At 53.9% G+C, this 22258-nt stretch carries 16 protein-coding genes; 6 read left to right on the plus strand and 10 right to left on the minus strand.

Features of this window, described 5'->3' with window-relative positions:
• The first annotated feature begins 330 nt into the window (after positions 1–330).
• On the plus strand, positions 331–2724 hold the full coding sequence (malP, locus tag HV311_RS01635; RefSeq protein WP_181546751.1) for a maltodextrin phosphorylase: 2394 nt from the start codon (positions 331–333) through the stop codon (positions 2722–2724).
• A gap of 9 nt (positions 2725–2733) precedes the next feature.
• Positions 2734–4821, plus strand: coding sequence for a 4-alpha-glucanotransferase (malQ, locus tag HV311_RS01640; protein WP_191220642.1), 2088 nt, complete (start codon positions 2734–2736; stop codon positions 4819–4821).
• A gap of 80 nt (positions 4822–4901) precedes the next feature.
• Here malQ and gntT read toward each other — a convergent pair whose 3' ends face one another.
• The 3 genes from gntT to gntX form a co-directional block, all read right to left on the minus strand.
• Positions 4902–6218 carry a gluconate transporter gene (gntT, locus tag HV311_RS01645; RefSeq protein ID WP_003023507.1) on the minus strand — a complete coding sequence of 439 codons (1317 nt, stop codon included), beginning with the start codon at positions 6216–6218 and terminating at the stop codon, positions 4902–4904.
• A 379-nt stretch (positions 6219–6597) separates the two neighbouring features.
• Positions 6598–7173 carry a Fe-S biogenesis protein NfuA gene (gene nfuA, locus HV311_RS01650; RefSeq protein WP_003023509.1) on the minus strand — a complete coding sequence of 192 codons (576 nt, stop codon included), beginning with the start codon at positions 7171–7173 and terminating at the stop codon, positions 6598–6600.
• Between the two features lie 58 nt (positions 7174–7231).
• Positions 7232–7915 (minus strand): DNA utilization protein GntX, encoded by a 684-nt coding sequence (gene gntX / locus HV311_RS01655; RefSeq protein ID WP_191220643.1) that lies wholly within the window; start codon positions 7913–7915, stop codon positions 7232–7234.
• 37 nt (positions 7916–7952) lie between these two features.
• Here gntX and bioH point away from each other — a divergent pair, with 37 nt between their 5' ends.
• A complete protein-coding gene (bioH, locus tag HV311_RS01660; protein ID WP_191220644.1) occupies positions 7953–8723 on the plus strand; it encodes a pimeloyl-ACP methyl ester esterase BioH in 771 nt (256 codons plus the stop codon).
• Between the two features lie 44 nt (positions 8724–8767).
• On the opposite strand, the gene HV311_RS01665 is transcribed toward bioH, so the two are convergent.
• The 6 genes from HV311_RS01665 to greB form a co-directional block, all read right to left on the minus strand.
• Entirely contained in the window at positions 8768–9730 is a 963-nt protein-coding gene (locus tag HV311_RS01665; protein ID WP_191220645.1) for an Rpn family recombination-promoting nuclease/putative transposase, read from the minus strand.
• 236 nt (positions 9731–9966) lie between these two features.
• Complete coding sequence (feoC, locus tag HV311_RS01670) at positions 9967–10203, minus strand: [Fe-S]-dependent transcriptional repressor FeoC (RefSeq protein ID WP_003023516.1); 237 nt, start codon at positions 10201–10203, stop codon at positions 9967–9969.
• Between the two features lie 11 nt (positions 10204–10214).
• Positions 10215–12533 (minus strand): Fe(2+) transporter permease subunit FeoB, encoded by a 2319-nt coding sequence (gene feoB / locus HV311_RS01675; protein ID WP_191220646.1) that lies wholly within the window; start codon positions 12531–12533, stop codon positions 10215–10217.
• Between the two features lie 18 nt (positions 12534–12551).
• Positions 12552–12779, minus strand: a complete 228-nt coding sequence (gene feoA, locus HV311_RS01680) for a ferrous iron transporter A (protein WP_003023519.1) — start codon at positions 12777–12779, stop codon at positions 12552–12554.
• Between the two features lie 431 nt (positions 12780–13210).
• Positions 13211–15544: a Tex family protein gene (locus HV311_RS01685; protein WP_016154803.1), complete on the minus strand. Its 2334-nt coding sequence runs from the start codon at positions 15542–15544 to the stop codon at positions 13211–13213.
• Between the two features lie 98 nt (positions 15545–15642).
• On the minus strand, positions 15643–16116 hold the full coding sequence (gene greB, locus HV311_RS01690) for a transcription elongation factor GreB (protein WP_016154802.1): 474 nt from the start codon (positions 16114–16116) through the stop codon (positions 15643–15645).
• A 225-nt stretch (positions 16117–16341) separates the two neighbouring features.
• Here greB and ompR point away from each other — a divergent pair, with 225 nt between their 5' ends.
• Entirely contained in the window at positions 16342–17061 is a 720-nt protein-coding gene (gene ompR, locus HV311_RS01695; RefSeq protein ID WP_001157751.1) for an osmolarity response regulator transcription factor OmpR, read from the plus strand.
• Positions 17058–18410 carry a two-component system sensor histidine kinase EnvZ gene (gene envZ, locus HV311_RS01700; RefSeq protein WP_029139732.1) on the plus strand — a complete coding sequence of 451 codons (1353 nt, stop codon included), beginning with the start codon at positions 17058–17060 and terminating at the stop codon, positions 18408–18410. Before ompR ends, envZ begins: the two co-directional genes overlap by 4 nt.
• Before the next feature lie 74 nt (positions 18411–18484).
• Here the strand turns inward: envZ and pckA are convergent, their stop codons facing one another.
• A complete protein-coding gene (pckA, locus tag HV311_RS01705; RefSeq protein WP_016154801.1) occupies positions 18485–20107 on the minus strand; it encodes a phosphoenolpyruvate carboxykinase (ATP) in 1623 nt (540 codons plus the stop codon).
• A 378-nt stretch (positions 20108–20485) separates the two neighbouring features.
• Between pckA and HV311_RS01710 the strand changes: the two genes are divergently transcribed.
• A complete protein-coding gene (locus HV311_RS01710) occupies positions 20486–22204 on the plus strand; it encodes a DUF4153 domain-containing protein (protein WP_191220647.1) in 1719 nt (572 codons plus the stop codon).
• Positions 22205–22258: the final 54 nt, after the last annotated feature.

Here is a 22258-nt window from a genome sequence, read left to right on the forward strand (position 1 = left end):
TTTATGTGAATTATCTTATCCACCTTGGATATTTCAGGTTAGAAACTATTTCTCTGTTTACACATTGTTTCCCATCGTCACCCCTCTATTTGATATTGTCGATTTATCTCTTGTTATTAATGCGCCGTCCGTTGGGCATTACAGGGGCGTTATGCCGGGCTTACGCGAATTTACGGGCGATAACACCCCCTTTAAGTGGCGGCGATCACACTTTTATGCTCATCCCCGCTCCTCCTCCCTGCCTAATCCGTGCCAGGATGAGGAAGGTCAACAACGAGCCTGGCAAACTAGCGATAACGTTGTTTTATTACCTAAGGATCTGGAACCCCTATGTCACAGCCTACTTTCAACAAAGATCAATTTCAGGCTGCCCTGACGCGTCAGTGGCAGCGCTTCGGTTTACTGTCGGCTCAAGAAATGACGTCGCGCCAGTGGTGGCAGGCAGTGAGTGGGGCGTTGGCTGAGTTACTCAGCGCCCAGCCTGCGGCGAAGCCGGCAAAAAATCAGCGCCATGTTAACTACATCTCGATGGAGTTTTTGATTGGCCGTCTGACTGGCAACAACTTACTCAATCTCGGCTGGTATCAGGCGGTGAGCGATGAACTGAAAGCGCATGACGTCAACCTGACCGACCTGCTGGAAGAAGAGATCGACCCGGCGCTGGGTAACGGTGGATTGGGACGCCTGGCGGCCTGCTTCCTTGATTCGATGGCGACAGTCGGTCAATCGGCGACGGGCTATGGTCTCAACTACCAGTACGGCCTGTTCCGTCAGTCATTTGCCGATGGGCAGCAGATGGAAGCCCCGGATGACTGGCATCGCGGCAGCTATCCGTGGTTCCGTCACAACGAGGCACTGGATGTGCAAGTAGGGATTGGCGGCAAGGTCACCAAAGAAGGGCACTGGGAGCCGGGGTTTGTTATCACCGGCCAGGCCTGGGATCTACCGGTTCTCGGCTACCGTAACGGCGTGGCGCAACCGCTGCGTCTGTGGCAGGCCAGTCACGCGCATCCGTTTAACCTGACCAAATTTAATGACGGCGATTTCCTGCGCGCAGAGCAGCAGGGCATCGACGCTGAAAAACTCACCAAAGTGCTGTACCCGAACGACAACCACACCGCGGGTAAAAAGCTGCGCCTGATGCAGCAATACTTCCAGTGCGCTTGCTCCGTAGCTGACATTCTGCGCCGCCATCATCTGGCAGGGCGTAAACTGCATGAGCTGGCTGATTTTGAGGTGATTCAGCTCAACGATACTCACCCGACCATCGCCATCCCTGAGCTACTGCGTGTGCTGATTGATGAGCACCAGATGAGCTGGGACGATGCGTGGGCTATTACCAGCAAGACCTTTGCTTATACCAACCACACTTTGATGCCAGAGGCGCTGGAGTGCTGGGACGAGAAGCTGGTGAAAGCACTACTGCCGCGCCATATGCAAATCATCAAAGAGATTAACGACCGCTTTAAGAAGCTGGTCGATAAAACCTGGCCGGGTGATGCTGAAGTTTGGGCGAAGCTGGCGGTGGTGCATAACAAACAGGTGCGTATGGCCAACATGTGTGTGGTCAGCGGCTTTGCGGTTAACGGCGTGGCGGCGCTGCACTCCGATTTGGTGGTGAAGGATCTGTTCCCGGAATATCATCAGCTCTGGCCGAACAAATTCCATAACGTCACTAACGGGATTACTCCGCGTCGCTGGATTAAGCAGTGCAACCCGGCACTTGCCGCGCTGCTGGATAAATCGCTGAAAAAAGAGTGGGCCAACGACCTCGAACAGTTGATTAACCTGGAAAAATACGCCGACGACGCGAAGTTTCGTCAGCAGTATCGTGACATCAAGCTGGCGAACAAAGCGCGTCTGGTGAAGTTTATTAAAGCGCGTACCGGTATTGAGATAACGACTAACGCTCTCTTTGATATTCAGATTAAACGCCTGCATGAGTACAAGCGTCAGCACCTCAACTTGCTGCATATTCTGGCGTTGTACAAAGAAATTCGAGAGAACCCGCAGGCCGATCGCGTGCCGCGCGTATTCCTGTTTGGCGCGAAAGCCGCTCCGGGTTACTACCTGGCGAAAAATATCATCTTCGCCATTAACAAGGTTGCAGAAACCATCAATAACGACCCGCAAGTGGGCGACAAGCTGAAGGTCGTATTCCTGCCGGATTATTGTGTCTCGGCGGCGGAAATGTTGATCCCAGCGGCGGATATCTCTGAGCAAATCTCCACCGCAGGGAAAGAGGCTTCCGGCACCGGTAACATGAAGCTGGCGCTGAACGGTGCGTTAACTGTCGGTACGCTGGATGGCGCAAACGTCGAAATCGCCGAGAAGGTAGGTGACGAGAATATCTTTATCTTTGGTCATACCGTGGAAGAGGTGAAGGCGCTCAAGGCCAAAGGGTACGACCCGGTGAAATGGCGTAAGAAAGATAAAGTGCTGGATGCTGTTCTGAAAGAGCTGGAAAGCGGGAAGTATAGCGACGGCGATAAACATGCCTTCGACCAGATGCTGCACAGTATCGGCAAGCAGGGCGGTGACCCGTATCTGGTAATGGCGGACTTCGCGGCCTACGTTGAAGCCCAGAAGCAGGTTGACGTGTTGTATCGTGACCAGGAAGCCTGGACCCGGGCGGCGATTCTGAATACCGCGCGTTGCGGCATGTTCAGTTCGGATCGCTCCATTCGCGATTATCAGACTCGTATCTGGCAGGCGAAACGTTAAGGAATCGCGATGGAAAGCAAACGTCTGGATAATGCCGCGTTGGCGGCGGGGATTAGCCCCAATTACATTAATGCCCACGGTAAACCGCAGTCTATTGGCGTCGAAACCAAGCGGCGTTTGCTTGACGCTATGCATCGCTCCACCGCCACCGCTCAGGTGGCGGTGGCCCCGGTGCCGAATGTCATGGTTTATACCGCTGGTAAGAAAATGCCGCTGGCAGTTGAGGGACGCGGAGAGTTTACCTGGCTGCTGACCACCGAAGAGGGCGTGCAGCACAAAGGACATGCCGTCGGCGGTAAATCGTTCAACCTTCCGGCGAAGCTGCCGGAAGGGTATCACACGCTTACCCTAACCCAGGGGGAGTTGCGTACCCATTGCCGCATCATCGTCGCGCCGAAACGCTGCTATGAGCCGCAGGCTCTATTAGCCGGGCAGAAGCTGTGGGGCGCATGCGTTCAGCTCTATACCCTGCGTTCAGAAAAAAACTGGGGGATTGGCGACTTTGGCGATCTCCGTGCCATGCTGGTGGAGGTGGCGCAACGCGGCGGCGCGTTTATCGGCCTGAATCCGATTCACGCGCTGTATCCGGCGAACCCGGAGAGTGCCAGTCCGTACAGCCCGTCGTCACGCCGCTGGTTGAACGTTATTTATATTGATGTGAACGCAGTAGACGATTTTCGCCTGAATAAAGAGGCGCAGGCCTGGTGGCAGAAACCCGCGACTCAGCAAGCTCTGCAACGCGCGCGTGATACCGAGTGGGTTGATTATTCTGCCGTTACCGCATTGAAGATGACAGCGCTGCGTATGGCGTGGAAAAGTTTCTCTGCACGTGACGATGAGCAGATGGCGGCATTTCGCCAGTTTGTGATTCAGGAAGGGGATAGCCTGTACTGGCAGGCGGCCTTTGACGCGCTGCATGCGCATCAGGTGAAAGAGGACGCACTGCGCTGGGGCTGGCCGGTGTGGCCGCAAGCTTTTCAGTCGGTGGATTCGCCAGAGGTAAAACGCTTTTGCGAAGAGCATCGTGATGAAGTGGATTTCTACCTGTGGTTGCAGTGGCTGGCGTATACCCAGTTTGCTGATTGCTGGAAAACCAGCCAGGGCTTTGCGATGCCGATTGGATTATATCGCGATCTGGCTGTCGGCGTGGCCGAAGGCGGGGCGGAAACCTGGTGCGACCGCGAGTTGTATTGCCTGAAAGCCTCGGTTGGCGCACCGCCGGATATTCTCGGTCCGCTCGGGCAAAACTGGGGATTGCCGCCGATGGATCCGCATATCATCACGGCACGCGCTTACGAACCGTTTATCGAACTGCTGCGTGCCAATATGCAGAACTGCGGTGCGTTGCGTATCGACCATGTTATGTCGATGCTGCGTCTGTGGTGGATCCCTTACGGCGAAACTGCCGATCACGGCGCCTACGTGCATTATCCGGTCGACGATCTGCTTTCAATTCTGGCGCTGGAAAGTAAACGTCATCACTGCATGGTAATTGGTGAAGATCTGGGGACTGTGCCGGTAGAGATCGTCAGCAAGCTGCGTGACAGCGGCGTGTACTCCTACAAAGTGCTTTATTTTGAGAATGACCATGAGAAAAATTTCCGCGCGCCGAAAGCGTACCCGGAACAATCAATGGCAGTCGCGGCGACGCATGACCTTCCTACGCTTAAAGGTTATTGGGATAGCGGCGATCTGACGCTGGGTAAGGCACTGGGTCTGTACCCGGATGAAGTCGTGCTGCGTGGGTTGTATCAGGACAGAGAACTGGCGAAACAGGGGCTGCTGGACGCGCTGCACAAATACGGGTGCCTGCCAAAACGTGCTGGTCACAAGGCGTCACTGATGTCGATGACGCCGATTCTTAATCGCGGCATGCAACGCTACATCGCTGACAGCAACAGTGCGCTGTTGGGCCTGCAACCGGAAGACTGGCTGGATATGGCTGAGCCCGTCAATATTCCGGGGACCAGCGACCAGTACAAAAACTGGCGGCGTAAGCTCACCGCCACGCTGGAGCAGATGTTTGCCGATGACGGTGTGAACAAGCTGATTAAGGATTTGGATAAGCGCCGAAAAGCGGCCGCGAAGAAGAAGTAAAAAAGCCGGGGATTTCCCCGGCTTTTTTAGGGTGATAGCAGGTAGGCCGGGTAAGCGAAGCGCCACCCGGCACAGTTTTATCAGACCACCATACCCAGCAGCAGACACCCTACCAGACCGCAGACGGAGATAATGGTTTCCAGCATTGACCATGACTTGATGGTTTCACCGATGGTCAAGTTGAAGTACTCCTTGAACAACCAGAAGCCTGGATCGTTCACGTGGGAGAAAATGACGGAACCGGAACCAACCGCAATAACCATTAGTTCAGGGCTTACGCCGGTCGTTGCAATCAGCGGTGCCACAATCCCACCAGCGGTGATCGCTGCAACGGTTGCGGAGCCCAGTGCGATACGCAGTACCGCAGCGATAGACCATGCCATCAGCAGCGGAGAAACGTTTGAACCGTGCATCATTGACGCGATGTACTTGTCCACGCCGCTATCCACTAGGACCTGTTTGAAGGCACCGCCACCACCAATGATCAACAGCATCATCGCGATGATTTTGATGGAGGACACCAGCGTGTCGTTGATCTGATCCATCGAACGTCCACGGTTCAGACCAAAAGTGAACATTGCAATCAGCACCGCGATAAGCGTTGCCATAACCGGGTCACCCAGGAATTCTGCCACCGTCAGGAAAGCGTGGCCTTTTGGCAGAATCATCTCCGCCACGGCGCGCATCGCCATCAGGATAACCGGTACCAGAGAGGTCCAGACGCTGACCCCAAAGCCAGGCATCTCTTCTTCAGTAAACGTTTTCGCGCTGTACAGACCTTCCGGGATTGGCTTATCGATGCCTTTCAGGAAGCGAGCGTACACCGGACCGGCGAGAATAACGGTCGGGATTGCCAGAATCGTACCAAACAGCAGGGTTTTACCCATATCTGCATGGAAAATGGTGGCAATAGCGGTCGGACCTGGGTGCGGCGGCAGGAAGCCGTGAGTTACGGACAGCGCAGCAGCCATCGGCACGCCAACATACAGCAGCGGGATGTTGGCAGCAGCGGCGATGGTGAACACCAGCGGCAGCATCAGCACGAAGCCGACTTCGTAGAACAGGGCAAAACCGACAGTGAAGCCGGTTAATACCACCGCCCACTGAATATGTTTTTTGCCGAATTTAGCAATCAGGGTGGTTGCGATGCGCTGTGCGCCGCCGCAGTCCGCCAGCATTTTGCCCAGCATGGCGCCAAAACCCATAATCAGGGCGAGGCTGCCAAGGGTTCCGCCGACACCGGCTTTAATCGAACCGATGACTTTATCCAGTGGCATCCCTTGCATCAATCCGACAGCAAGCGCCACCAGGACGAGAGCGATGAAACCGTTCATTTTGAAACGGATCATCAGGAGGAGTAACAAGATTACACCGATAGCAACGATGACTAATGGCATGATTTACCTGGCCTTTACTTTGTTATGGGTAACGTCAGTGTTTAGATGACAAATTCCGATTGTCCCGACCGGGAACAGAGCATTCTCAGCACCAATGCTGGTTGCCTTCAAAACTAATCAGTTTAGCTGGCTGTTATGTGTGTGTTAGGTGCTGATGCGAATGATACGGGTAACATGCGGCGCTTGAAAATCACCTGGGCAGGCAAAATTTAAATTATGAGAGGCTGGTCAAATTATGAGGGGGATTGTTGCAGGAAATATGCGGAGAAATGCAAGGTTGTAGGCCGGATAAAGCGATTACGCTGCCATCCGGCATCAATGCCCGATGGCGGCGCGGATGCGTCTTAACGGGCCTACGGAAACTCTACAGGTTGAGGCGTTAGTAGTAAGAGTGCTCGCCGCGCTGGTGTTCGGTTAAATCGCGAACGCCTTTCAGTTCAGGGAATTCAGCCAGCAGCTGCTTCTCGATACCTTCTTTCAGCGTTACATCCACCATTGAACAGCCGTTACATCCGCCGCCAAACTGCAGAATAGCGTAGCCTTCATCGGTGATTTCCATCAGAGAGACGCGACCACCGTGACCTGCCAGCTGTGGGTTGATCTGCGATTGCAGCATGTACTCCACGCGTTCCATCAGCGGCGCATCATCGGCAACTTTACGCATTTTGGCGTTTGGTGCTTTCAGGGTCAGCTGGGAGCCTAACTGGTCGGTAACGAAATCGATTTCTGCATCTTCCAGATACGGTGCGCTCAGTTCATCAACATATGCGGTCAGCAGGTCAAATTTAATGGCGGTGTCGGTTGCTTCCACGGCGTCCGGCGGACAATAAGAAACGCCGCATTCAGCGTTAGGCGTGCCGGGATTAATCACAAATACGCGGATTTGTGTCCCTTCTTCCTGATTTGCCAGCAGTTTGGCAAAGTGCGCTTGTGCAGCATCGGAAATATGGATCATAGTAATGGCCTAATAGTTGACTATTTTACTTGGTTATAATACGCCCATCATCGAGGCTCTACAAGGTTCGACACAGGCACCATACCTGGACAGTCGCCGCGCCGTTGCGTAAAAGCAGCTGCGCGATTTCCGCGACGGTACTTCCGGTAGTGACGACATCATCCACAATGACCATATGGAGTCCCTGCACTGGCAATTCAAGGCGAAAGGCGTTTTTCAGGTTACGTTTACGTAATCGGGCGCTGAGATGGTGCTGTGTGGCGGTTGCCCGAACCCGCGTGATGGCCCGGCTGTCCCAATCGCAGCCCAGCCAGCGGGCCAGGGGACGACACAGTAAGTCGCTCTGATTAAACCCTCTGCGCCAGTGCCGGCGTTGCCAGAGCGGGACGCTGACGAGCCTGTCCGGCAGAGGAAGACCGCTGACGCGCCGGGCCTGTAATACCTCCAGCAACAGCAAGCGTGAAAGAGCGGGGGCCATTTCGCCACGTCGGGAAAACTTGAGCTGGTGGATAAGCCCGCTCAATGGCGGAGCATAGTCGCTGACGGTAACCAGTCGCTGCCACGGCGGTGGTTTTTGCAGACAGCGCCCGCAGGGAACGACGGTATGCGCGGCAGGGAGTCCACATTGAGGGCACCGGCTGACGTGCTGATGCGGTGCCCGTGTGCAGACTGAACAGATCCCCCAATGCCCTAACGTCAGGGGCATTCGGCATAGCCAGCACAATCCCGGTACTGTTAGCATAGAAGCATCCTTTCAGGCTAAAAGAGAACAATAACTGATGAATGACATCTGGTGGCAGACCCAGGGTTCGGGAAATTGCCATCTTGTGCTGCTGCACGGATGGGGACTGAATGCGCAAGTGTGGCATTGCATAAGCGAGGAACTGAGTTCGCATTTCACGCTGCATCTTGTCGACTTACCGGGATTTGGTCGCAGCCAGCGGTTCGGCGCAATGTCGCTGGAAGAGATGGCTGAGCGGGTAGTAAAACAGGCACCGGAGAAAGCCATCTGGCTCGGCTGGAGTCTGGGCGGGCTGGTCGCAAGCCAGGTGGCGTTAACCCATCCTGAACGTGTTCAGGCGCTGGTGACCGTGGCGTCTTCCCCTTGCTTTAGCGCGCGTGACGAGTGGCCGGGTATCAAGCCAGAAGTGCTGGCAGGTTTCCAGCAGCAGTTGAGCGAAGATTTCCAGCGTACGGTGGAACGTTTTCTGGCGTTGCAGACGATGGGCACGGACACCGCGCGTCAGGATGCGCGAGCACTGAAGAAAACAGTGCTGGCGTTACCCATGCCGAAGGTCGAGGTGCTCAATGGCGGACTGGAGATCCTGAAAACGGTCGATCTGCGTGAGCCTCTGTGCGCTGTGAACATGCCTTTTCTGCGGTTGTACGGCTATCTCGATGGACTGGTTCCGCGCAAAGTGGTCCCAATGCTCGATGCCCTGTGGCCGCATAGCGAGTCATTGATATTTGCTAAAGCGGCGCATGCACCGTTTATCTCGCATCCTGCAGAGTTCTGCGCAGCGCTGGTGGCGTTAAAAAAACGCCTATAAATCTGTTGTATTGCCCGGTAGAGCCACGCTTACCGGGCTTGAGATTAATGGCTACGCGTAGCCAGATCCTCAGCGGTCAGTCCGGTAATTCTGAAGATGGTCAGCGGGTCGATACCATCAGCCTGCAGGGTTGATGCAATACGTAAAGCTTCCTCTCGTTTACCTTGTTGCAAGCCCGTTTGTAACCCTTCTTGTAATCCCTCTTGTAACCCTTTCATATGACCTTCCTGAAGACCATTAAGATGCCCTTCTTGTCGTAATCTTTCGGCGATAGTCATCAACTTTTCCTTATGTTGGGGTAAACGTTCGGCGACCTCATGAAGAAACTCGGTAAAATGTGTGGTGTCCCCGACCTGCATTAGATAATTAAACAAGGCTTTCAACTGGCTGTCATTAGCGTGTCCTTTAATAATCAGGATGGCCAGTTTTTCTACCAGCCCCATCAAATCGCGTTTACGAATATGTTTTTGGATGAGTTCCAACAGCGCCATCCGGCGATGCTGCATGATCTCGTCATCGGGAACCACGGTGATATCGATCAGTGGAAACGCTGAGGTATAAAGTTGTCTGGCGGCCTTTGGGTCGTCAAATTCGTCCAGCCAGCAGAGTGAGTAGGGGTATGGGCTTGCCGCGCCATGATAAAAAAGCATGGGTATCACCAGCGGGAGTTTCTTGTGACCTGCAGCCAAATGACGATGCATGACCGCAATGGCATAACGCATCAGCCGAAATGCCATATGGGCATCGGCGGTGCTCTGATGCTCAATGATGGTGTAAATATAGCCATCGCCTTCGCGGGTTTTTAATGACCACAGCACATCGGAATAGTACGCGCGCAAATCGTCCTCAATAAAGCTGCCCGATTCCAGTTGTAGCGTGTTCAGATCGCACAGTTTTTGCAAAGAGGCTGGAAGATGGAGCCGAATAAAGTCGCGTGCGGTAGCAGGGTGGTTTAAGAACGTTTTAAAAATCGCGTCATGCGGCGTAGCAGTCGTGTCAGTATTCATGGCGATCCGTCACCTGAGAAACAAGATGACGAGACTCTACTTCCCTGGTCGCCAGTAATCATCCACGAGTTGATAACGATGCGCGCCAGGCTGGAGGATAGATCTGCTTTGCTGAAACAGAGATATCTTTGTGGAATCCATTACGCAAAAAGCCAGATATCAGCATAAACGCTTTATCCGGCCAGGACGTTTGCAGTCATTTTTAGACCGGAAGCGTAGCGCCATCCGGCATCGAACTAGCGCAAAGCCCACCACTCGCGCAGGCAGGCTTTACCTTCCGGACAACTCTTGCAGCTTCCGGAAAGACACCCGTCGGCATCTTCCTGAATCCGCACCGCTTTGCCCATCTTTTCTAACTGATTCAGCATGGCGTCAATCATAGGCTGCGGGGTGTGCAGCGTGTGGCTAATTTGAGTTGCCTCCATGCGTCCCCGCAAAGCCAATAAATCACGAACCTGAATAAGCGATGCCATTGTCGATAACCTTAGTGGCAGTCGCCAGTGGTGCTGGAACAGCAGGAGCTTGCCGTCCTGTTGGTCGCCAGCAGTGCGAGATCCACGCGACTGCGAGCTCGACGCAGCAGGCCCAGCAACACAATGTTAAACAGGATGACAGCTAAAATGCACACCAGGCTGTAGGTCGGGTGCTCTTTGTAGCTGACCGCCTGATAAAACAGCGTCGACAGAGAGTAGGCGATGTTCAGGCCCCACAGAATCGAGAAGCTCATCCAGCCACGGCTGGATTCACGTGCAATAGCGCCCATTACCGAAATACACGGCACATACAGCAGCACGAAAATCAGGTAGCTGTAAGCGGCGGCAGCGCTGCCAAATTTTTCGCCCATCACGCCCATTGCACCCGTAGCCATTTCACCGTCGCCTTTGCTGGCTTCAATAGGGTTAGCCAGTACGCTCAGGCTGAAGGTGTCTTTCAGGCTTTGCCAGGTCTCATCTACCGCGCCGAGCAGCTCGTCACCGAGGTGGAAATCTGCCGGGTTGAACTCTTCTTCCTGAATGTTTTCTGCGGTATAGAGCGTGTTCAGCGTACCGACAACCACTTCTTTCGCCATCGCGCCGGTGAACAGACCTACGGTTGCCTGCCAGTTATCTTCGTGAACGCCAATCGGCTTGAAGATCGGCGTGATTACGCGGCTGACGGAGGCCAGAGCAGAGTCGTTGATGTTGTCGACGATTTTTCCGCTCAGCGAGAAACTGTTAAACGCGCTGAGGAAAATGCTGACGATGATGATGACTTTACCCGCACGCAGAACGAAGCCTTTCAGGCGTTGCCAGGTCTGAATAATCAGACTCTTAATGTGCGGCACGTGGTACACCGGCAGCTCCATCACGAACGGCGTTGCTTCGCCACGCATGATGGTGTGTTTGAGCATCAGACCGGTCAATACCGCCATAACGATACCCAGTACGTACAGTGAGAAGACCGCCAGCGCACCGTTCTGACCAAAGAACGCTGAGGCAAAGACGGCGAAAATCGCCAGGCGAGCGCCACAGGACATAAACGGCGCCATCATGATGGTCATCAGACGTTCACGCGGGGCGTCCAGCGTACGTGCGCCCATCACTGACGGTACGTTACAGCCAAAGCCGACGATCAGCGGGACAAACGATTTGCCCGGCAGCCCCAGCGCCTGCATCAGACGGTCCATTACAAACGCGGCGCGCGCCATGTAACCGGAGTCTTCAAGGAAGGAGAGGAACAGGTACATCATGCCGATTTGCGGTACCAGTGGCAGCACGGTGTTAATCCCGCCGCCAAGACCTTGCGCCAAAAAGATAGTGAGCCAGTCCGGGAAGTGCAGCGTGTAGCCAATCCACTGAATACCATGGATAAAGAGCGCTACGGAGCCGACGTCAAACAACGGTTGCAGCGCGCCGCCAATGTTGATGGCGAGCAGGAACATCAGGTACATCACGAACAGGAAAATCGGCAGCCCGAGGAAGCGGTTGAGGACGATTTTATCTACTGCGGTGGTGAAGCGGCTCGGCTCTGCCGTCAGGGTGTTGCTGACGGTATCGCAGATAGCGGCAATGCACTGATAGCGCGCATCGGCGATATGCAGTGCCGGATCGTCCATTGTCTCGCTCAGACGTGCAATGGCGGCATCAAGGTTTTGCGCGGCATCACCCGCGTAGGCCCGGCTGTAGATATCGCCTTCCAGCATCTGCAGGCCTAGCCAGCGGCGCTGTTTTAACGGCATATCTTTGGCCATCGCATCGGCGAGGGAATCCGCTTCCTGCAGCAGCGGCTGGGCATAATGAACCAGCTCGACGGTGTCGTTTTCTTTGTAGCGATCGATAGCCAGCTTTAGCGCTTCAATGCCGCGGGCGCGGGTGGATACCAGCGGAACCACCGGGCAACCAAGGCGAGCGGAGAGGGCATCGATATCGATACGGATTTGCTGCTTCTCGGCAATATCCAGCATATTCAACGCGACGATGCAGGGGATGCCCAGCTCAAGCAGTTGCAACGTCAGGTAGAGGTTGCGTTCAAGGTTTGAAGCATCGACCACGTTGATCAAGAGATCCGCGTCGCCGCTTAAAATATAGTGACAGGCGATCTGCTCATCGAGAGAGGTCTGGGATGAGATTGTCGTCAGAGAATAGGTGCCGGGTAAATCAACCAGCGTGACCTGGTGGTCCGTCGTTGCGAAATGACCTTCTTTACGCTCAACGGTAACGCCAGCCCAGTTGCCTACACGCTGGCGTGCGCCGGTAAGCTGGTTGAATAAAGTTGTCTTGCCGGAATTAGGATTGCCAATTAAACCAATGGTTAGTTTTTTCATTTTTATAGACTCACTGTATTAACAGGAAACCGCTTCCACTTCTAATAACGCCAGATCTTTCTTACGCAATACCAGACTTACGCGACGCGTTTCGATATGGATAGGATCGCCGAGTGGGGCGACGCGTACCACGTTGAAAGAGGAGCCGGGTAGCATGCCAAGTGACAACAGTTTCTGACGATAAGCCGGGCTGATTTCACGGGCAAAACCGGTAATTTTCCACGCACTGTCAGGAGTGAATTGCATAGGGACCTACTTATATCTCGCTAACTGGATGATTACCTCATGGGGCGACAAGGCGGCATGAGGCCAGATGATTAGCCAACGTAAGGAAAGAGTAAATAATCAACAGATCAATGATAATGAGAATGGTTTCTATCATCAATAGAATAAATGTGACGGAATGTACAATTGGATAATAATTTGCGCCAATTTTGATATTCCTCAATATTTATTCTGGTTGGGAACGAATGATTCGCGGAAATAATTAGTGAGGATCTTAATGTTTAATTAAGGTTTCATCTGTTAATGAAGTGATAAATATATGGCGGTAGAAAGCGGGAAAGAGACTAAATATGCCGGATGGCGACGCTCACGCGTGTTATCCGGCTTACAAATTAATTGCGACAAGTTAGCCGGATAAGGAGGTTACCCCCCCATCCGGCACAAAAGTTACACTAGCGTTTTTTACCCATTGCCGCCGCCAGCGCATCCATCATGGCGCTGTTACCCGCAGGCTGTGCGTCACGACCACGAGGTTTCGCGGCTTTTGGTGCCGGGCGATTGCTTTGAGTGCGATCGTTATTCCCGCCGCCGCGACGCGCATTGGTTTCACCCGGCTGCTCGTCCAGACGCATGGTCAGTGCGATACGCTTACGTTGCAGGTCAACTTCCAGCACTTTCACCTTCACAATGTCGCCCGCTTTCACCACGGTGTGTGGATCTTCGACGAACTTATTCGACAATGAAGAGATATGCACCAGACCATCCTGATGAACGCCAATATCAACAAACGCGCCGAAATTCGTGACGTTAGTGACTGCCCCTTCCAGAATCATTCCCGGCAGCAGATCGTTCATGGTTTCTACGCCATCAGCAAACTGCGCGGTTTTAAATTCAGGACGCGGGTCGCGGCCCGGTTTTTCCAGCTCTTTGATGATGTCGGTGACGGTCGGCACCCCGAAGCGTTCGTCGGTAAAATCGGCTGCTTTCAGATTGCGCAGTTCGTTGCTGTTGCCCATCAGGTCACGCAGCGATTGTTCGGTTGCGGCCAGAATGCGTTCCACAATCGGATAAGCTTCCGGGTGAACGGTAGAAGCATCCAGTGGGTTATCGCCATGGTTGATACGCAGGAAGCCCGCGCATTGTTCAAAGGCTTTTGGCCCCAGGCGGCTAACTTTTAGCAGTTGCTGACGGTTCTGAAACTGACCGTTCTCATCGCGCCAGGCGACGATGTTTTGCGCCATCATGCGCGTCAGGCCAGCAACGCGGGTCAGCAGCGGCACGGAAGCGGTATTCAGATCGACGCCGACGGCGTTCACGCAGTCTTCCACCACCGCATCCAGCTTACGCGCCAGCTGCGTCTGGCTAACATCGTGCTGATACTGGCCCACGCCGATAGATTTCGGATCGATTTTCACCAGCTCAGCCAGCGGATCCTGCAAACGACGGGCGATAGACACCGCGCCACGCAGCGAAACATCGAGATCCGGGAACTCCAGCGCCGCCAGCTCGGAAGCAGAGTAAACCGATGCCCCGGCTTCGCTGACGATCACCTTCTGCGCGGTCACTTTCGGGAATTGTTTCTGCACGTCGAGGAAGAAACGCTCGGTTTCGCGCGACGCCGTACCGTTACCAATCGCGACCAGCTCAACGTTGTATTTTTCACACAACGCCGCCACGGCAACGGCGGCTTTGGCTGCCTGGCCGGTATGCGGATAAATAGTGTCGGTCGCGACCAGCTTGCCGGTACCGTCAACCACCGCCACTTTTACACCGGTACGCAGACCCGGATCGAGACCCATTGTGGCGCGCAGCCCGGCCGGGGCGGCCATCAGCAGGTCATGCAGGTTACGGGCAAAGACGTTGATTGCTTCATCTTCCGCACGTTCACGCACGGTACCCATCAGCTCAGTTTCAAGGTGCATCAGCACTTTGATGCGCCACGTCCAGCTAACAACGCCTTTACGCCAGCTGTCAGCGGGGGCGTTGTTCAGGCGCAGTCCCAGGTGATCCTGGATAATCTGCTCGCCGTGGCTCTCTTTTGGCGGCTCATCGAATTGCGGATCGGCATTTAGTGAAAGCTGCAACACGCCTTCGTTACGACCACGGAACATGGCCAGCGCACGGTGGGATGGAACGGTAGAAATAGGTTCGTGGTGATCGAAGTAATCGCGGAACTTAGCGCCTTCCTCTTCTTTCCCACTAACCACGGCGGCAACCAGATGGGCGTTTTTCCACAAATAATCACGCACTTTTGCCAGCAGCGCAGCGTCTTCGGCGAAGCGCTCCATCAGAATGTAGCGTGCGCCATCGAGGGCGGCTTTGGTATCGGCCACGCCGTTTTCGGCGTTGAGATATTTTGCAGCTTCGGTTTCCGGGTCATGGGACGGTTCGTTCCACAGCAGATCTGCCAGCGGCTCCAGTCCGGCCTCAATGGCTATCTGCCCACGGGTGCGGCGCTTAGGTTTGTACGGCAGATAGAGATCTTCGAGTTCGGTCTTACTTAACGTGCCGTTGATCGCGTTCGCCAAATCGTCGGTCAGTTTGCCTTGCTCGCCGATAGATTTCAGGATTGCCTGACGGCGGTCTTCCAGTTCACGCAGATATCCCAGACGGGTCTCCAGATTACGCAGTTGCGTATCGTCCAGACCGCCGGTGATTTCCTTACGATAACGTGCGATAAACGGCACGGTGTTCCCTTCGTCAAGCAGGCGAACGGCAGCTTCTACCTGTTCAGCACGAGCCTGAATTTCACCTGCGATAATGCGGCAGAAAGAATCATTCATCATGGATAGCTTCGTCTATAGGATAAAAAATCAGGGGATAGTTATACGGATTGACTGGCAAAAATGCCAGTCATCTACCGGGGCTTCGGATTGTTCCGGTCTCACTTAACGTATTCAATTTCGTTCACGTACCAACTGGCTTCACCACCAGGGGTGTTGACTATCGCGAGATCGCCGACCTCTTTTTTCAGCAGCGCCCGCGCCATCGGTGAGTCGATAGAAATGTAATCTTTACGACCGAAGATCTCATCGTAGCCGACAATACGGAATTTACGGATGTCGCCATCGTCATTTTCTATCTCGACCCACGCGCCAAAGAAGACTTTGCCCTCTTGCTGCGGGGAGTAATCGACGATTTTCAAATTCTCCATGCACTTGGTCAAATAACGGACACGGCGGTCGATCTCACGCAGACGCTTTTTATTATACTGGTAGTCGGCATTTTCGCTGCGGTCACCCAGACTTGCGGCCCAGGTAACCTTTTTGGTGACTTCCGGGCGCTCTTCACGCCAGAGGTAATTCAGCTCTTGTTTGAGTTTTTCATACCCTTCGCGGGTTATCAGGGGCGTTTTCATCTTATTGTTTTACCTTCGACTCTGTGATGATGCGCACAATTAGTATTACGCGAGCATATCAACAGAATAAATAATGTATTGCGAGAAACATTGTATACTTAAGCTGCTGTTTAATATGCTTTGTAACAATTTAGCCTGGAATTCATACCAGAATTCGCTGGTGACTCACGTTAGCTTTCTTAAGAATATACACTTAATTGTTGCGAACCTTTGGGAGTAATAACAATGCAAGAGAACTATAAGATTCTGGTGGTCGATGACGACATGCGCTTGCGTGCGCTTCTGGAGCGTTATCTGACCGAGCAGGGCTTCCAGGTTCGAAGCGTCGCTAACGCTGAGCAGATGGATCGTCTGCTGACCCGTGAGTCCTTTCACCTGATGGTGCTGGATTTAATGCTGCCGGGAGAAGATGGCCTGTCTATTTGCCGTCGCCTGCGCAGTCAAAGCAACCCGATGCCGATCATTATGGTCACGGCGAAGGGTGAAGAAGTCGATCGTATCGTTGGGCTGGAAATCGGCGCTGACGATTACATTCCGAAACCGTTTAACCCGCGAGAACTGCTGGCGCGTATTCGCGCTGTACTGCGTCGTCAGGCGAACGAACTGCCGGGCGCGCCTTCTCAGGAAGAAGCGGTCATTGCTTTTGGTAAGTTTAAACTGAACCTCGGTACGCGTGAAATGTTCCGTGAAGATGAGCCAATGCCGCTCACCAGCGGGGAATTTGCAGTACTGAAAGCGCTGGTAAGCCACCCGCGCGAGCCGCTGTCCCGCGACAAGCTGATGAACCTGGCCCGTGGTCGTGAATATTCGGCGATGGAGCGGTCTATCGATGTCCAGATTTCTCGCCTGCGCCGTATGGTGGAAGAGGACCCGGCGCATCCGCGCTACATTCAGACCGTGTGGGGTCTCGGCTACGTCTTTGTTCCGGACGGTTCTAAAGCATGAGGCGAATGCGCTTCTCGCCACGAAGTTCGTTTGCCCGCACGTTATTGCTCATCGTCACCTTGCTGTTTGCCAGCCTGGTGACGACTTACCTGGTAGTGCTGAACTTCGCGATACTGCCGAGCCTCCAGCAGTTTAATAAGGTCCTGGCCTACGAAGTTCGTATGCTGATGACCGATAAACTGCAGCTGGAGGACGGTACGCAACTGGTGGTGCCGCCCGCATTCCGCCGGGAAATTTATCGTGAGCTGGGTATTTCCCTCTATTCCAACGAGGCCGCTGAAGAAGCTGGACTGCGTTGGGCGCAACACTATGAATTCTTAAGCCATCAGATGGCGCAGCAACTGGGCGGTCCGACGGAAGTCCGCGTTGAGGTGAACAAAAGCTCGCCGGTCGTATGGCTGAAAACCTGGCTGTCGCCCAATATCTGGGTACGCGTGCCGCTGACGGAGATCCATCAGGGCGATTTCTCACCGCTGTTCCGCTACACGCTGGCGATTATGCTGTTGGCTATCGGTGGCGCGTGGCTGTTTATCCGTATCCAGAACCGGCCTCTGGTGGATCTTGAACATGCGGCGCTGCAGGTGGGGAAAGGTATTATTCCGCCGCCGCTGCGTGAGTATGGCGCTTCAGAGGTGCGCTCCGTTACCCGAGCCTTTAACCATATGGCCGCGGGGGTGAAGCAACTGGCCGATGACCGTACGCTGTTAATGGCGGGCGTGAGCCACGATTTACGTACTCCGCTGACGCGTATTCGTCTGGCGACCGAAATGATGGGCGAAGAGGATGGTTATCTCGCGGAATCCATCAATAAGGACATCGAAGAGTGTAATGCCATTATCGAGCAGTTTATCGATTATCTGCGTACCGGTCAGGAGATGCCGATGGAGATGGCGGATCTGAACTCGGTATTAGGCGAAGTGGTCGCAGCGGAAAGCGGCTATGAACGTGAAATCGAAACTGCGCTGCTGCCGGGCAGCATTCAGGTGAAAATGCACCCGCTGTCGATCAAGCGTGCGGTTGCCAATATGGTGGTTAACGCCGCCCGTTACGGCAACGGCTGGATTAAGGTCAGCAGCGGTACGGAGACGCATCGCGCCTGGTTCCAGGTAGAAGATGATGGTCCGGGCATCAAGCCGGAGCAGCGTAAACACCTGTTCCAGCCGTTTGTCCGCGGCGACAGCGCGCGTAGTACCAGCGGCACGGGCCTGGGTCTGGCGATTGTGCAGCGTATTATCGATAACCATAACGGTATGCTGGAAATTGGCACCAGTGAACGAGGAGGGTTGTCGATCCGCGCCTGGCTTCCGGTTCCCTTCACTCGCGCGCAGGGCATCACGAAAGACGCATAAGAAAGGGAGGCGAAATGCCTCCCTTTTTGTTGCTGTAGGCCGGATAAGGCGAAACCGCCATCCGGCACTCTTCGTTACAGCTTCGGTCCGGCGCTAACCAGCGCTTCACCCGCAGGGGTATCGGTGTATTTCTCGAAGTTCTCGATAAACAGTTTTGCCAGCGCGTTGGCTTTTTCCTGCCACTGCTCCGGAGAAGCATAGGTATTACGCGGATCGAGAATGCGAGTATCCACGCCCGGCAGCTCGGTTGGGATAGCCAGGTCAAACATCGGCAGACGGAACGTTTCTGCGTCATCCAGTGAACCGTTCAGGATAGCGTCGATAATCGCGCGGGTATCTTTGATAGAGATACGCTTGCCGGTACCGTTCCAGCCGGTGTTAACCAGATATGCCTGCGCACCTGCCGCCTGCATACGTTTCACCAGTACTTCTGCGTACTGCGTTGGGTGCAGTGACAGGAATGCTGCGCCAAAGCAGGCTGAGAAGGTTGGGGTCGGTTCGGTGACGCCACGTTCGGTACCGGCCAGTTTGGCGGTGAAGCCAGACAGGAAGTGGTACTGGGTTTGGTCTGCCGTCAGGCGAGAGACCGGCGGCAGCACGCCAAACGCATCGGCGGTCAGGAAGATCACTTTGGTGGCGTGACCCGCTTTTGACACCGGCTTAACGATGTTATCGATGTGATAAATCGGGTAGGACACGCGGGTGTTTTCGGTTTTGGAACCGTCGTCGAAGTCGATGGAACCATCTGCGCGCACGGTGACGTTTTCCAGCAGCGCGTCACGACGGATTGCGTTGTAGATTTCCGGCTCGGCATCTTTAGACAGTTTGATGGTCTTCGCGTAGCAACCGCCTTCAAAGTTAAACACGCCGTCGTCATCCCAGCCGTGTTCGTCATCGCCAATCAGGCGGCGTTTCGGATCGGTGGACAGCGTTGTTTTACCTGTACCGGACAGGCCAAAGAAGACTGCCACATCACCTTTTTCCCCGACGTTTGCCGAGCAGTGCATGGAGGCAATGCCTTTCAGCGGCAGCAGGTAGTTCATTACGGAGAACATACCTTTCTTCATTTCGCCGCCGTACCAGGTGCCACCAATCAACTGGATACGCTCAGTCAGGTTGAAAGCCACGAAGTTTTCGGAGTTCAGACCCTGCTCTTTCCACTGCGGGTTAGTGCATTTAGCGCCGTTCATCACGATGAAATCAGGTTTGAAATCAACCAGCTCTTCGTCGCTTGGGCGGATGAACATATTTTTAACAAAATGCGCCTGCCAGGCTACTTCGGTAATGAAGCGTACGGAAAGGCGGGTATCGGCGTTAGCGCCGCAGAATGCATCAATGATAAACAGACGCTTGCCGGAAAGCTGCTGGGTGACTAATCCTTTCAGATGCTGCCAGGTTTCCGGGGAGAGCGGTTTGTTGTCGTTCTTACCTTTACCTTTGTCGGACCACCAGAGCGTGTCGCGCGTGGTGTCGTCACGGACAATATACTTATCCTTTGGCGAACGTCCGGTAAAGATACCGGTATCAACGGCAACGGCGCCCAGGTTTGTTAACACGCCACGCTCATAACCTTCCAGGTTTGGATCAAGTTCCTCCTGGAAAAGCGTGTCGTAGTCTGGATTGTAAACGATATCCTGAACGTCATTGATACCATAAGCCTTGAGATCTTGCGGGGTTAAACTGTTGTTCACACGCATTTCACTGCTCCTTAGCCAATATGTATTACCTGGAATAGTAAGGTTTTTTAGGGATTGCTAACCGCGACAAGGCTCATAGATTTACGCATCCGGGAAAATCACGGATAACCGAATGCGCTGCGACTCCTGTCACAAAGAGGCGGATATTATGGCAGGAAACCCTTTTTTGTTGTGGAAAATGTTCTTAAAACGTTAATAGAGAGTGTTTTTGGCGGGAAACTTGTGAGTGTAATCGCATTCACGTAAGAAAATAACGTAACTCATACATAAACAATATCGATTCACTTCCCGTCGCAGTGGTCCGGGATCGGCCTATCAATGCTCAAAATTGTGAAGTTGATGCGATAATTACCTTTTCTCTTCATTCTGGGTGACGACATGGATAGTGTTGAGCTTTCACGTACTACTCGCTGGGGCATGATATCTATCGGCCTGTTACAGGGGATATTGTGCTACCTGCTGATGACATATCTGGTGCCGCATAATGACGGCTGGCTGTTCTATGGCATGCCCGCGACAATTGCTCTCTCCTCGGCGCTTTTACTCACCGTTGTCTCTTTCAAACAACGTGCGCTGTGGTACTGGATGGCGCTGATCTTTGTTGTCGTGCTGGCGATGAGCGTCTGGCTAAAGTGGCAAGTCGAGGGCAGCGATAAGTGGCGGAAAAATGATATTTTTATGTTGTACGGCTGGAGCTTACTGCTGATGGCGATGCTGGCATTGCCATGGATTCAGTACTCGCTCCACGCATCCCGCCAGCAGGCGCGCTATGCGCAGTTTTATGCTAGTTTGTGGCTTAATGCGCTGACGTTACTGATTGTCTTTGTCGCCAACGGTCTGTTCTGGATGGTGCTCCTGCTATGGAGCGAGATGTTTAAGCTCGTTGGTATTACCTTCTTCGACACGCTTTTCTTTGATACCGACTGGTTTGGCTACGTGGCCTTTGGCCTGGTTACCGCACTGGCGGTGGTACTGACCCGCACGCAGTCGCGTCTGGTTGCGGCGGTCCAAAAGTTACTGACTTTGATCGCCACCGGTCTGTTACCCCTGGTCGCGCTGCTGGCGCTGATGTTTGTATTGACCTTACCCTTCACCGGCCTGGAGGCTATCTCGCAGCGGGTGTCTGCGGCCGGGTTGATGTCAACGCTGGCGCTGCTCCTGCTGCTGTTGATGGCTATCGTTCGCGAGCCGCAGAAAGAGGCGCTTCCCTATCCAGCCGCGTTACGCTACCTGATCAAATGCGCCCTGGTTGTCGCGCCCATCTATATGCTGATTGCCGGTTGGTCACTGTGGGTGCGAATTCAACAGTACGGTTGGACGCCCGAGCGCTTATATGGCGTGCTGGTGGTCTGCGTGCTGCTGCTCTGGTCGTTTGGCTATCTGGCGAGTATTTTACGCCGTGGGCGCAATCCGCTTGAGCTTCAGGGGAAGGTGATTCTTTGCGTTTCGTTGCTGGCGTTGGGGCTGTTGATTTTGCTGTCGTCGCCGGTTATTGATGCCTGGCGCATCAGCGTCAACAGCCATATGGGGCTGTATCACAGCGGCAAAATTAAGCCGGATCAGGTCAGCCTGTATATGTTGGGTAAGAGCGGAAAACCGGGACGTGCGGCATTGGAGGCATTACAAAAAGATGCGGCGTTTAACCAAGACAGTAAGCGCCGGCGCGACTTAAATTCTCTGCTGCAAGGACGTCGCGATCCCATGCAGAACCTGACTACCACTCAACTAGCGCCGAAAGTGATGATCGCTCCGGGTAGCAGGCAACCCGATGAGACCTTCTGGGCGTTTGTCAAAGGGCAGAGCTACCGCATTAGATCTTGCGTTGAGCAGGATGCATGCGTCCTGGTCGATCAGGACCTCAATGCTGATGGTAAGCCTGAGCAGGTGCTGTATGCTTTTGGCGATGGTGAGAGTCTGGTCTTTGCCAGGAAAGAGGATAAATGGGAACTCATCGCATCAGGTCAGCTACCTGCAGGATTCAATAAGGATAAACTGCTGCAGGCGGTGGCGAATAATCAACTGGATTCAGCCCCCAGAGTTTGGCGTGATATCACCATTGATGGCACCCGATTGCCGATAAATTATTACAACGAGTGAGCGTGTTGCGGATAGCGTTTTGATGGATGGCGGTGCGAACGCCTATCCGGTCGA

The organism is Citrobacter sp. RHBSTW-00881, assembly GCF_013728515.1.
Lineage (GTDB): Bacteria > Pseudomonadota > Gammaproteobacteria > Enterobacterales > Enterobacteriaceae > Citrobacter > Citrobacter braakii.

Bases quoted from the DNA above. Each gene is read 5' to 3' on its own strand.
- malP (WP_181546751.1), top strand. From the start codon at position 331: ATGTCACAGCCTACTTTCAACAAAGATCAATTTCAGGCTGCCCTGACG.
- malQ (WP_191220642.1), top strand. From the start codon at position 2,734: ATGGAAAGCAAACGTCTGGATAATGCCGCGTTGGCGGCGGGGATTAGC.
- gntT (WP_003023507.1), bottom strand. From the start codon at position 6,218: ATGCCATTAGTCATCGTTGCTATCGGTGTAATCTTGTTACTCCTCCTG.
- nfuA (WP_003023509.1), bottom strand. From the start codon at position 7,173: ATGATCCATATTTCCGATGCTGCACAAGCGCACTTTGCCAAACTGCTG.
- gntX (WP_191220643.1), bottom strand. From the start codon at position 7,915: ATGCTAACAGTACCGGGATTGTGCTGGCTATGCCGAATGCCCCTGACG.
- bioH (WP_191220644.1), top strand. From the start codon at position 7,953: ATGAATGACATCTGGTGGCAGACCCAGGGTTCGGGAAATTGCCATCTT.
- HV311_RS01665 (WP_191220645.1), bottom strand. From the start codon at position 9,730: ATGAATACTGACACGACTGCTACGCCGCATGACGCGATTTTTAAAACG.
- feoC (WP_003023516.1), bottom strand. From the start codon at position 10,203: ATGGCATCGCTTATTCAGGTTCGTGATTTATTGGCTTTGCGGGGACGC.
- feoB (WP_191220646.1), bottom strand. From the start codon at position 12,533: ATGAAAAAACTAACCATTGGTTTAATTGGCAATCCTAATTCCGGCAAG.
- feoA (WP_003023519.1), bottom strand. From the start codon at position 12,779: ATGCAATTCACTCCTGACAGTGCGTGGAAAATTACCGGTTTTGCCCGT.
- HV311_RS01685 (WP_016154803.1), bottom strand. From the start codon at position 15,544: ATGATGAATGATTCTTTCTGCCGCATTATCGCAGGTGAAATTCAGGCT.
- greB (WP_016154802.1), bottom strand. From the start codon at position 16,116: ATGAAAACGCCCCTGATAACCCGCGAAGGGTATGAAAAACTCAAACAA.
- ompR (WP_001157751.1), top strand. From the start codon at position 16,342: ATGCAAGAGAACTATAAGATTCTGGTGGTCGATGACGACATGCGCTTG.
- envZ (WP_029139732.1), top strand. From the start codon at position 17,058: ATGAGGCGAATGCGCTTCTCGCCACGAAGTTCGTTTGCCCGCACGTTA.
- pckA (WP_016154801.1), bottom strand. From the start codon at position 20,107: ATGCGTGTGAACAACAGTTTAACCCCGCAAGATCTCAAGGCTTATGGT.
- HV311_RS01710 (WP_191220647.1), top strand. From the start codon at position 20,486: ATGGATAGTGTTGAGCTTTCACGTACTACTCGCTGGGGCATGATATCT.